The sequence below is a fragment of the Actinophytocola sp. genome, assembly GCF_045807065.1.
In the GTDB taxonomy this organism is placed as follows: Bacteria; Actinomycetota; Actinomycetes; order Mycobacteriales; family Pseudonocardiaceae; genus Actinophytocola.
Genome location: NZ_JBJMIE010000753.1, coordinates 1 through 11,961, shown reverse-complemented (window position 1 = coordinate 11,961; position 11,961 = coordinate 1). Strand labels below are relative to the sequence as shown.

The window sequence follows — 11,961 nt, the reverse complement described above, 5'->3', positions numbered from 1 at the left end:
GTCCAGGGCGCGGAGCTCCGCGCGGGCCTGGTCGAGCAGTGCGGCCACCTGGGCGCGTTCGTAGGCGATGGTGACGCCCTCGGGGTCGTGCTCGTCGTCGTTCGTGGTGTGGGTCGAGGACTCGATGATGCCGTCCAGTTGGCGGGTGAGCGTCTCGATCAGGTGCAGCGTCTCCGTGCGGCGCGCGGCCACCCGGACGGCCGGGTCGGTCATGCCTCCATTGGACCACCGACCGGGGGTTACCGTGCGGACATGAGGAGCCGACGTGTGGCGGTCGTGCAGGCCGCGCCCAGCCTGTTCGACCCGCCGGAGACCCTTCGCCGGTTCGGGGAGCTGCTCGCCAGGGCGGCCGCCGAGAACGCGGAGCTGGTGGTGTTCCCGGAGGCGTTCATCGGCGGTTACCCCAAGGGCGCGACGTTCGGGGCCACGGTGGGCGCGCGCACGGCCGCGGGGCGGGCGTTGTTCGCGCGGTACCGCCGGTCCGCGATCGACGACTTCGACCCGCTGCGGCGGGCCGTGGCCGCGCGGCGGGTACACGTCGTGGTGGGGGTGGTCGAGCGGGCCGGGCACACGCTGTACTGCACGGCACTGCTCATCGCGCCGGACGGCACCCTGCTCGGCCACCACCGCAAGCTGGTGCCGACCGGGATCGAACGGCTGATCTGGGGGCAGGGCGACGCGTCCGACGTTGCGGTGATCGCCACCGACCTCGGTCGGGTCGGCATGGCGATCTGCTGGGAGAACTACATGCCGCTCTACCGCGGCGAGCTGTACCGCCAGGGGGTGGAGCTGTACTGCGCGCCGACGGTCGACAGCCGGGACACCTGGGCGGCGACCATGCGCCACATCGGGGTGGAGGGGCGGTGCTTCGTGCTGTCGGCGACGCAGTTCGCGGTCCGGGGCGACTACCCGCCGGACTTCCCGCTCGGCGACGACCCGGTCGTGATCCGAGGTGGCAGCTGCGTGGTGGACCCGTTCGGCGCGCCGCTGGCCGGTCCGGTGTTCGACCGGGAGGATGTGCTCGTGACCGACCTCGATCTCGATCTGCTCGACGGTGCCTACCTCGACCTGGACGTGTCCGGGCACTACGCGCGGCCGGACCTGTTCCAGCTGACGACCACCCGGCGGGCGCCCCGTGTCTGACCGGGTCGAGGAGGCGCTGGCGCGGGCCGGGGAGTCGGCCGCGTTCGTCACGGTCACCGCGGAGCGGGCACGCCGTGAAGGACCCGGGCCGCTGGTCGCGTGGAAGGACCTGTTCGACGTCGCCGGCACGCGGAGCACCAACGGCTCCTTCACCCGGCGCGACGCCCCGGTGGCCACACAGGACGCGCCGATCGTGGCGAACCTGGCCGCTGCCGGTGCGGTGTGCGTCGGCAAGACCAACCAGAGCGAGTTCGCGTTCTCGGGGCTCGGGCTGAACCCGCACTTCGGCAACCCGGTCAACCCGCTGGCGCCCGACCGGATACCCGGGGGCTCCTCGTCGGGGTCGGCCGTGGCGGTGGCGGACGGGATCGTGGACCTGGCGGTCGGGACGGACACCTCCGGCTCGGTGCGGGTGCCGGCCGCCTTCTGCGGTCTGGTGGGGTACAAGGCGAGCATCCACCGCTACGACCGGACCGGCATGCTGCCCCTGGCCCCGAGCCTCGACACGATCGGCGTGTTCGCCCGGGACGTGGCGGACGCCGTGCGGGCCGACGCGTGGCTGCGTGGCGCGCCAGCCACGCTCCCCGAGACGGCCACGCTCCCCGAGACGGCCACGCTCCCCGAGACGGCGACGTTGCCCGAGACGGCGGCGTTCCGGTGCGTGGTCCCGACCGGCGAGCTGGTGGACGACTGCGAGCCGTCGGTCCGCGCGGCCTTCGAGGACGCACTGTCCACACTGGACGGGATCACCATCGAGCACCGGACGCTGTCGGCGCTCGTCGAGGCGCAGGACCTCATGGACGACCACGGCACGCTGGCCGTCGCCGAGGCGTACCAGCGCTACGGGCACCTCCTGGACGAGCCGACCGACGTGGATCCGTTGGTGCTGCGCCGGTTGGCCGACTTCGACGCGGCCGGCGAGCCGGTGGTGCGGGCCGCGCGGGCCGGGTTGCGGGCCCGGCTGGTCGAGGAGCTGGCCGGTGCGGTCCTGCTGTGCCCGACGGTCCGCGACCCGGCGCCGCCGGTGGCCCCGCTGCTGGCGGACCTGGACGCGATGGCGGTGGCGAACCGCCGGGCGCTGCGCACGACGGCGCTCCTGAGCTACTTCGGTCTGCCGGGCGTGGCGCTGCCGCACGGCACGCTGCCGGGCGGCCTGCGCGCCAGCGTGCTCCTCTCGACCCCGCCCGGCGACGACGACCGGCTGCTGGCCGTGGCCACCGAGATCTGGCCGCTGCTCAGGTGAGCCGGGCCTGGCGCCGCCTGCGCAGCGCGAAGGCGACCACCAGCCCCACCACCGCGGCCGCGACGGGGATCGCCACCAGGGTGGTCGTCGACAGGCCGCTCGGTGCCGGCGTGCCGGCGGTGGCGGGCGCCGTCAGCTCGGCCGACGTCACCGACACCGTCTTCGAGGCCGGGGACGGGTGGGTGGCCGTGACCGTCACCGTCCAGTCGCCCAGGGGCAGTGCGTTCTTGCTGACGTAGAACGACTGGCCCTCGGCGGACGCGGTGAGCGGGAACGGCCCGACGGTCCTACCGCCGGCGGACACCGCCGTGTAGGTCAGGTCGACCTGGCCGGTGACGTAGTGGCCGTCGCGGGCGTAGGTGACGGTGGCCGTGATGCCCTGGCCGCCGTCGCCGCGCACGTCGATCGCGATCGGGCCGCCGTGGGCCCAGGCGGGGGTGGCGCCGAGCAGGACCGTGGCGACGACGCCGAGGGCGAGGAACAGGGCTCTGCGGATCATCTCGCGTTTCCTTCTGGCGGGAGGGGTGGGGGTGCCCCCGGACGCGGAGGCACCCCCGAGACGGGTCAGGACAGCCGGGTGATCAGGTCGTCGGTGTCCCTGGCCAGCGTGTTCCGCACCTCCGCGTTCGTGACCTTCGTCGGGTCGGTGGCGAGGGTCCGGAACTCACGCAGCAACTTGACGGTCTTGGCGTCGTTGCCATTCGCCTCGGCCTTGCGGGCCTTGGTGAGCTGGTCCTGCAACGACTTCTGCGTGGCCTGGTTGATCCAGCCGACCGCCTTGAAGCGGTCCACCAGGTTCGCCAGGTCCCGGGTGGACGTCGAGACCCCGAACGTGACCGTCTGGTTCGTCCGGTTGCCGGCGTTGTCCACCGCGGTGACCGTCAGCGAGTGCGTGCCGAGTGAGGTGGTGTACAGCGGTAGCAACGCACCCGAGGTGAACCCGTCGCCGTCGAGCGACCCGGTCAGCGTCCGCACCCCGGACGTGGTGTCCACGGCCTGCCAGCTGATCCGCAGGTCCTGGCTGTCGCCGTACACCTGCCGGTCGGCGATGCCGGAGATCAGGACCGTCGGCGTCGTGCCGTCGATCTTGAGCGTCGCCGCCTTCTGGGTCTCGACGTTGCCGGCCTTGTCCGTCGACCGGTAGGACACCGTGTGCTCACCGTCGCCGGACACGTCCACCGGCTGGGTGTACGGGGTCCACGGGCCGCCGTCGAGCGAGTACTCGGTGCCGGCCACGCCGGACGTCGCGTCCGTCGCGGCCAGTGTCACCGGGATCGCGCCCGCGTGCCACCCGTTGTCGTTCGCCGGGGCGAACTGGGCGGTGGTGAGCGGTGCCGTGGCGTCGATGGAGACCGCCAGCGACTTCGCCTCCTCCGCGTTGCCCGCCTTGTCGACCGAGCGGTACCGGACCGCGTGGGCCTTGTCCCCGCTCACCGTGAACGGCGCGGTGTAGGGGGTCCACGCCCCACCGTCCACTGTGTACTCGGTGTGGTCGACGCCGCTCTCCTCGTCCGACGACGCGAGGGTCACCGAGACCGGGCCCGTGTACCAGCCGCTGGCACCCGGGGTCGCCGGGTCCGTGGTCGCGGTGGTCACCGGCGCCGTCTCGTCGGGCTGGGACGCCCACGACGCGTGGAAGTAGTCGAACTTCGCCGTCGCCGACGCGGTCGCGCTGGCACCGAAGGCGAACAGCCCGACCTTCCCGCTGGACACGGCCGCGTTGGTCACGGTCTGCCCGAGGTCGGTCCAGTTCTGCCCGTCCGCGGAGTAGAACCCGCGGTAGTTGTCCCCGGACTTGACCAGCCGTAGATACCACACGCCCTGCGTGAGGTCGTTCGCCGTCGGCTGCGGATCGGCCACGACGTCGCCGGTCTCGCTACGCAACTCGATCCGCTTGGTGGTCGCGCTGTCCGCGACGTAGTCCAGCTTCACGTAGTTCGCGTCGTCGGTGTACACGATCAGGCCGCCCTGCTGGTAGGCCTGGTTGAACGCGCTGCCGTCGATCTTCGTCTCCACCGTCCAGTCCCCGGCGGGCGGGGTCTGCAGGGTGAAGTTCTTCGGCCCGCTGTTGTCGGTGCCGTAGATGTCACCCGGGGTGGTGTCGATCTCCAGGTTGCCGCCGCTCACCCGGGTCTTGGTGGCGTCCGGCCGCACGACCGTCGTCCACCGGCAACCGTCCACCGCGGACCCGTCGAACTCGTCGTTCGGCGTCGGCGCCGTCGCGGTGTCGTCCGGCACCAGCTGGAACCAGTCGAACGCCGCGTCGACCACCGGGTGGTTACCCGTGCCGCTCAACGACACCAGGCCGATGCGCGGGTTGGTGATCCCGGCGATCAGCTTGTCCGTCTGCGGCATGGCCGTCCACGACAACCCGTCCGCCGAGTACGACGCGGTCAGGTGGGTGCCGTCGCTGGCCAGCCGCACGTACACGGTGTCCGGGTACGCCGCGCCGAGGTTGGCGGTGTTGGAGTCGCCCACCTCGTTCGGCTGCCCGGCTTCCTCCCGGATGAACTGGAAGACGCGGTCGTTCGCCGAGGCGGTGCCGCGGCCCTCCAGGACCATCTTGGCGTAGTTGTCGTCGTCGCCGTAGAGGATCAGGCCCGCCTGCTGGTAGGCGTCCCGGGCGGTCAGCGACACCTTCGTGGTGGCCTGCCAGGCCCCGTTCGGCACGGGCTGGAGCACCAGGTTCGGCGTCGCCTGCGAGTTGTCCGTCCCGTAGATGTCGGTGCTGGCGGTCGGGATGTGCAGCGCGCCGTCCCGCACCGACAGGTCCTGGTTCTGCCGGACCACCTGCCACCGGCCCGAGTCGAGCGAGGCGCCGAGGAAGTCGTCCGACTTCCCGGTGAGGCACGTGACGCTCGGGCTGTCGACCACGACGTCCACGTGCTCGGTGGTCGCCGCGCCACGCGCGTCGGTCACCGTCACCATCGCCTCGTAGCTGCCCGGGGCGGTGTAGGTGTACGACGCGTCCGGTGTGGCGGCCGTCGGTGCGCCCGCCACGCCGAAGTTCCACTGGTACGTCAGGGGGTTGTCGCCCTCCGCGTCCGTGGCGTCGGCGTGGAAGTCCACCGTCAGCGGGGCGGTGCCGCGGGTCGGCGTGGCCGTCGCGGTGACCTCGGGGCGCTGGTTATCGGTGACACCCTTGCCGTTGAAGTCGACCCAGTTGACGTTGAACAGACCACCGGTGGCGTTGCTGCCGGCCGGCCGCCGCGCGACGAAGTACAGCGGTCCGCTGTTCGTCGGCGGGTTGTCCAGGTTCAGCGTGACGTTGGTGTACTGCTGCCAGTCACCCGTCTGCGGCACGTCGACCTTGCCGACGAGCGGGCCGTCCGTGGCGCCGGAGTGCACCTCGATGACCCCGCCACCGCCGTTGGACGCGACGCGGAACCCGATCGAGTCGATGTCGGACAGGTTCGTCGGGTCGAAGGACCACCAGTCGCCGTCCTCGATGGAACCGATGTCCTTGAACCCGCCCGCGGTGTCGGACGCGGTCTCCACCTGGACGCCGGGGTCACCGGTGCCCGCGCCGTCGGCCACGCGGCCGGTGGCGGTGAAGAACTCGGCCTGCTTGTGCTTGGGCTGCAGGATCGCCTGCGCCCGGCCGGTCAGCGGGGCCGCGCCGCCGGCGCCGCCCTTGTCGGTGTAGCTGGCCTCGAACACCGAGAACACGTTGTCGCCCTCGGAGTGCCCGGACGACAGCGTGGTCTGCACGGTCCCGGCGCAACCGGTGTACTGGTCGAGCGGGTGGCCGTGCGTGTCGTGGCCCAGGATCGACTGCAGGTGCACGTCGTCGCAGTTGATCGTGCCGTCCTCGGGGTCGGTGACCGTGATCGAGAACTTGACCTGGTCACCCCAGTCGAAGAACCCGCCGTTCGGTGGCAGGTTCAGCTTCACCGTCGGCGCGGTGTTGCCGACCACGATCGGCACGTTCGCCGTCGCGGTGCGCCCGTCGGCGTCGGTCACCGTCAGCGTGGCGCTGAAGTTGCCGTTGGCCGTGTAGGTGAACGTCGGGTTCGGCTCGGTCGAGTCGACGGTCCCGTCGCTGGTGAAGTCCCAGGCGTAGCTGACCGGCGTGCCGTCGGGGTCGAGCGAGCCGTCGGAGGAGAAGTGCACCGTGAGCGGTGCGACGCCGGAGGTGACGTCCGCCTTCGCCCGCGCGATCGGCGCCCGGTTGCCCTGCACGTAGTCGATGCGGTAGACGCCGGAGTCGGCGTTGTCGCCGCCGAAGCCGGAACCCCACTCGATCAGGTACAGCGCGCCGTCCGGACCGAACTTCATGTCCATCGGCTTCAGGAAGTTGAACGTCGAGAGGATCTGGTTGATGTCGACCAGCTTGCTGCCGTCCTCGTTGAGCTGGAACGAGTACAGCTTGTTCTGGTTCCACTCGCCGAAGATCGCCTTGCCGTCCCAGTACGCCGGCCACTTGCGGTCCGACGCCAGGCTCGGGTCGTACCGGTACACCGGACCCGCCATCGGCGCGCCGCCGCCACCCAGCTCCGGGAACGCCGGGTTGGTGGCGTAGTGGTAGTCGACCGTGGCCGGGATCGCCGGCGGCAGGTCGACCAGGCCGGTGTTGTTGGGGGAGTTGTTCACCGGGTGCGCGCAGTCGAACTTCGGGCCGGACGTGCCGGTGGCGAAGTCGTAGTCGTTGTAGGGGACGTTCTGCCCGACGCAGTACGGCCAGCCGTAGAAGCCCGGCTGGTTGAGGATGTCCCACTCGACCGTGTTCTCCGGACCCCGGTTGGGGTTCGGGTTGCCCGCGTCCGGCCCGTAGTTGGCGACCATCAGCTTGTGCGTCTTCGGGTCGATGCCGATGCGGAACGGGTTGCGGTAACCCATCGCGTAGATCTCGGGTCGGGTCTTCTCCGTGCCCGGCGGGAACAGGTTGCCGGCCGGGACGGTGTAGGTCCCGTCCGCCTCCGGGTGGATCCGCAGCACCTTGCCGCGCAGGTCGTTGGTGTTGGCCGCGGACTTCTGCGCGTCCCACTCGGACCGGGCCGCGCGCTCGTCGATCGGCGCGTAGCCGTCGGAGTCGAACGGGTTGGTGTTGTCGCCGTTGGCGAGCCACAGGTCACCGGTCTCCTTGTCGAAGACCATGCCGCCGCCGTGGTGGCAGCACTGCGACCGCTGGACGGGGACCTTCAGCACGACCTTCTCGCTCGACAGGTCCAAAGTGGAGTCCGGCTTCACGGTGAACCGGGAGAGCTGGTCGACCGACTCCGTGCCGTTCGGCGAGTAGTAGACGTAGATCCAGTTGTTCGTGGCGAAACCGGGGTCGAGCGCCATGCCGAGCAGGCCGCTCTCGTTGGCGGTGAACACGTCCAGGTGTGCTGCCGTGGCGACGGAGCCGTTGGGCTGCACCACCTTCACGTCACCCAGCCGGTCGATGTAGTACACCCGGCCGTCGGCCGCGACGTCCAGCATCATCGGGTTGGACGTGTTGTCGTCGAGCGTGATCTTCTCGAAGCTCGTGTCCTGGGAGGCCGAGCAGTCCGCGGGGACCACGCCGGCCGCGGTCTGGATGCCGCCGAGGAGCAGCTTCAGGAAGTTCGCCTCGGTGAAGCTCTCCTTGGTGTGACCGAGACCGGTGTACCAGGAGCGGCCGCCGTCGTAGTCCTGGCACCAGGTGTTCGGGTGGTCGAAGCCCATCGACCCGCCCGTGTAGGTCTTCTCGTCCAGTGAGGTCAGGACGTGGACCTTGCCGCGCGGGTCGGTCTGGAAGTCGTACCACTCGTCGGTGCGGGCCCAGGTCGTCGGCAGGTCCCTGGTGGACGGGTGCGCCGGGTCCTCGACCTTGACGGTGGCCTGCTGGATCGCCGGGTGCTGCTTGAAGTACGCGCCGACCAGCCCGCCGTACCACTCCCAGTCGTAGCTGGAGTCGGAGGCGGCGTGCACGCCCGCGAACCCGCCGCCGTGCTCGATGTAGCGCTGGAACGCGTCCTTCTCCTCCTGCGTGCCCAGCGGCTCGCCGGTGGTCGACAGGAAGATCACGACGTTGTACTGCGCGAGGTTGGCGTCCGTGAACGCCGCCGAGTCCTCGGTGGTGTCGACCGCGAAGTTGTGCTCCTGGCCGAGTTTCTGGATCGCCGCGATGCCCTCCGGAATGGAGTCGTGGCGGAAGCCGGTCGTCTTGGAGAAGACCAGTGCCTTGAAGGCCGGGTCGGCCTCCGGTGCGGCGGCCGCGCTCGTCGCGGACGCCATGCTTGCCGTGACCGCGGCGGCGACGGTGACCACCGCCAGTGGTCTACCGAGTCGAGCGAAACGGCGTAACCGGGCCGACACGGCCGCGGTCGCCCTGCTCGTCAGGGACATCTACTAACCTCCCAAGGGGTGCCCGGAACGATCCGGGCGGGGTGTGACTGGCGTTGCTTCCCCGAACAGGTGAGTGAGGTTCTCTCGTGGCCTCCCTTCTTCCCGGTTTGGTGCACCTGCCGTGGTGCGAGGCGCTGCCACGCCGCGCACCACGGCCCGTTCTAGGTGGGGCGGAGCGGGACCAGGGTGGGGTCGTCGAGCACGGCCTCGAGCGCGACGTGCGCGCCGCCCCGCGCGGCCGCGGTGAAGCCGAGGGTGGAGAGCACGACCTCGCAGGCGTCCGGCGCCATCACCCGGGCACGCAGTTCGGCCAGCATGGGCTCGGCCAGGAAGCTCCCGAGGCTCGCGAAGTACCCGCCGAGCACCAGCACGCGCGGGTTGAACACGTTGACGAGGATCGAGGCGCCCAGGCCCAGCGCCTCGCCGACCAGCGTGAGCGCGTCGAGCGTGCGTGCCTCGCCCTTCTCGGCGCGGTCCCGCACCATGGCGAGCCGCCGCTCCAGGTCGAGCGAGGGGTCGCGGACGGGGTCGTCCGGCGCCGCGGCCATCCGCAGCAACGCGGCCAGCCCGACCATGGTCTCCCAGCACCCGCGCCGGCCGCAGCCGCACATGTCCCCGCCGGGGTTGAGCGGCATGTGCCCGATCTCGCCGGAGAAGCCCTCGGCGCCCCGCAGGAGGCTCCCGTCGACCATCACACCGCCGCCGACGCCGGTCTCACCCGTGAGGTAGACCAGGTGCGGCGTGCCGGCGCGGCTGCCCATCGCGAACTCCCCGAGCGCGGCCAGGTTCGCGTCGTTGTCCACCCGGATGGCGAACCCGGGGTGGCCCAGCCGGTGGTGCAGGCCCTCGACGGCCTTGACCCCCGTCCAGTGCAGGTTGGGCGCGAACGCGACCACGCCCTCGTCCCGTTCCACGAGCGCGGGCACGGCGAGTGTCAGTCCGACGGGCATGACGTCCCGCTCCGCGCACGCCGCGATCGCCTGCCCGGCCAGCTCGGTGACGGCGTCCAGCACCGCGTCCGGCGGCAGGGCCTGCACGTCGAGGGCCACGCGGTGCTCGAAGACGGGCGTGTCGGCCAGGTCCAGCACGATCGCGGTCACGTAGTCGACGTTGATCTCCACGCCGATCCCGCCGATGTGCCGGCCGTCCAGCTCGACCGTCTGCCCCGGACGGCCGACCGAGCCGCCGCGCTCGACGTCGCCCTCACGCACCAGCCCGCGGTCGACCAGCTCGGCGACGAGGCTGGAGACGGTGCCCCGGTTGAGCCCGGTCTCGACGGCGACGCGGGCCCGGCTGCGGGGGCCGGCGTCACGCAGGTGGCGCAGTACCAGCGCGAGGTTGCTACGACGCATCGTGACCTGGTCGGCAGGCCGCCGCCCGGCCAGCCGGGCCACCGGTCTCGATGCGTTCACAAGGCCACACCGCCCCGCTTAATTTGTCCGTTAGTCGGACAAATTAAGGCCGTGTGAAGACCAGGTCAAGGCCTACTCGTAAGTTTCGCCCGACTTTCGCAGCGCGGAGTCATAACTTCGCCCGATCCGCACGAAAGTCATCTGCGGCACCATGGAGGTGTGCGTGACTGGTGGCTGGCCCTGAGCAGACCGCGTCGTCTGTTCGTGACGGCCGTCGCGGCACTCGTCGTCGCCGGCACCGCGACGACGGCGGTTCTCGTTCTCGGCTCCGGCCCGTCCCAGGACGGCCCGGTCCCGGTCCTGCTGGTTCCTGGCTACGGCGGGTCCCGGTCGGCGCTGTCCACCCTGGCGGACGAGCTGCGCCGCGCCGGCCGGGACGCCCGCGTGGTGCCGCTTCCCGGCGACGGCACCGGCGACCTCAACGCCCAGGCCCGGGCCCTGGACGACGCCGCGGGCGACGCCGGGTCGGTGGACGTGGTCGGCTACTCGGCGGGTGGCGTGGTGGCGCGGCTGTGGGTGAACGGTCCCGGCGCCGACCGCGTCCGCCGGGTCGTCACGCTCGGCTCGCCGCTGCACGGCACCGACCTCGCCGCCGAAGGCGGGGTGATCGCCCCCGGTGCGTGCCCGGTGGCCTGCCAGCAGCTCAGCCCGGGCAGCGCCCTGCTCACCGCGGCCGACCGCCGACCGGTCGCCGTGCCGTGGCTGTCGATCTGGACGGAAAACGACCAGACGGTCCGACCCCCCGACTCCGCCCGCCTGGCCGGCGCGGTGAACGTGTCGGTGCAGGAGCTGTGCGCGCGTGCGGTCGTGGCGCACTCGGAACTGCCGACGTCTCCGCTGGTGACGCGTGTCGTCCTGGCCGCGTTGAGCGGGAGGGCGATGACGGCGCCCGTGGCGGGGTGCTAGCTGGTGATGTCCTTGGTGCCGAAGTTGGCCCAGGCCGCGCCGAAGAACACGACGATGTAGCCGGCCTGGAGCAGCAGTCCGCGGTCGATGTTGTGCCACAGGACGGGGTCGCGGAAGAAGTCGATCCAGGACAGCCAGTAGTTGGTCGGCAGATAGGGCTTGAGCGGCGCGGCGGCGTCGAGGGTCTCGAGGATCGAGCTGGCGATGAGCACCGCCAGCGAGGACAACGCCGCGCCCAGCGCCGAGTCGGACAGCGTGGAGAAGAACAGCGCGATCGTCCCGAACCCGAGCATCGACACGACGATGTAGCCGATCGCGGCGAGCAGCCGAACCGCCAGCTCCTCCGGCCCGAGCGAGGCGCCGGAGAGGGAGGTGACGCCCCCGGGCTGCCCCACCGCCTCGGCCCCCGTGCCGAACAACACCACCCCGACGACCAGCGCGGTGACCACGACGACGAACACCGCGAGAACGATGTAGACCGCGAGCGCGACGAGCTTCGCCGACAGCAACCGCGGCCGCCCGACCGGCCGCACGAGAAGGTAGCGCAAGGTCCCCGTGTTGGCCTCACCGGCAACCGCGTCACCCGCGTAGACCGCGACGGCCAACGGCAGGAAAACCGGCAACACCATGGCCAACGCGGCGGCGGGATACAGCGACCCGTTGCTCAACACCGCCGAGAGGAAGGCACCCCCCTGCCCGGGCGGCGGCGCGACGTCCGAAACGGCGAGCAACACCGCCACGAGCACCGGCACCGCACACAACAGAACAATGGACAGCCACACCCGAGGCCGCCCGACCAACTTCCGCAACTCAACGACGATCACTACGCGCCCTCCGACCGGGTGCGGTGGTGTGAGGTCGTGTTGGGCAGGTGGGGATGGTTGCGCGCCGGCTGGGTGATCACGACGTGCGCTCCGGCTGGGTGTGGGGTTGTGTCGAGCAGGC

7 protein-coding genes and 1 pseudogene are annotated in these 11,961 nt (G+C 71.2%); 3 read left to right on the top strand and 5 right to left on the bottom strand.

Annotated features, from left to right (window positions below):
- A pseudogene (locus tag ACJ73U_RS44005) lies at window positions 1–213 on the bottom strand (dksa/trar family transcriptional regulator); the annotation flags it as partial.
- 39 nt (window positions 214–252) lie between these two features.
- On the opposite strand from ACJ73U_RS44005, the gene ACJ73U_RS44000 reads away from it, so the two are divergent.
- Both ACJ73U_RS44000 and ACJ73U_RS43995 read left to right on the top strand, forming a co-directional pair.
- A complete protein-coding gene (locus tag ACJ73U_RS44000; RefSeq protein WP_407783742.1) occupies window positions 253–1,143 on the top strand; it encodes a carbon-nitrogen hydrolase family protein in 891 nt (296 codons plus the stop codon).
- Window positions 1,136–2,386 carry an amidase family protein gene (locus tag ACJ73U_RS43995; RefSeq protein ID WP_407783741.1) on the top strand — a complete coding sequence of 417 codons (1,251 nt, stop codon included), beginning with the start codon at window positions 1,136–1,138 and terminating at the stop codon, window positions 2,384–2,386. Before ACJ73U_RS44000 ends, ACJ73U_RS43995 begins: the two co-directional genes overlap by 8 nt.
- On the opposite strand, the gene ACJ73U_RS43990 is transcribed toward ACJ73U_RS43995, so the two are convergent.
- The 3 genes from ACJ73U_RS43990 to ACJ73U_RS43980 all read right to left on the bottom strand — a co-directional run bounded on the left by ACJ73U_RS43990 (window position 2,379) and on the right by ACJ73U_RS43980 (window position 10,110).
- Window positions 2,379–2,885, bottom strand: coding sequence for a hypothetical protein (locus tag ACJ73U_RS43990; RefSeq protein WP_407783740.1), 507 nt, complete (start codon window positions 2,883–2,885; stop codon window positions 2,379–2,381). The two genes, ACJ73U_RS43995 and ACJ73U_RS43990, sit on opposite strands and share 8 nt — an antisense overlap.
- 65 nt (window positions 2,886–2,950) lie before the next feature.
- Complete coding sequence (locus ACJ73U_RS43985) at window positions 2,951–8,698, bottom strand: ThuA domain-containing protein (protein ID WP_407783739.1); 5,748 nt, start codon at window positions 8,696–8,698, stop codon at window positions 2,951–2,953.
- Window positions 8,699–8,859: 161 nt separating this feature from the next.
- Complete coding sequence (locus tag ACJ73U_RS43980; RefSeq protein ID WP_407783738.1) at window positions 8,860–10,110, bottom strand: ROK family protein; 1,251 nt, start codon at window positions 10,108–10,110, stop codon at window positions 8,860–8,862.
- 159 nt (window positions 10,111–10,269) lie between these two features.
- Here ACJ73U_RS43980 and ACJ73U_RS43975 point away from each other — a divergent pair, with 159 nt between their 5' ends.
- Window positions 10,270–11,016 (top strand): esterase/lipase family protein, encoded by a 747-nt coding sequence (locus tag ACJ73U_RS43975; protein ID WP_407783737.1) that lies wholly within the window; start codon window positions 10,270–10,272, stop codon window positions 11,014–11,016.
- Here the strand turns inward: ACJ73U_RS43975 and ACJ73U_RS43970 are convergent.
- A complete protein-coding gene (locus ACJ73U_RS43970; protein ID WP_407783736.1) occupies window positions 11,013–11,825 on the bottom strand; it encodes an ABC transporter permease in 813 nt (270 codons plus the stop codon). The two genes, ACJ73U_RS43975 and ACJ73U_RS43970, sit on opposite strands and share 4 nt — an antisense overlap.
- Between the last annotated feature and the right edge of the window lie 136 nt (window positions 11,826–11,961).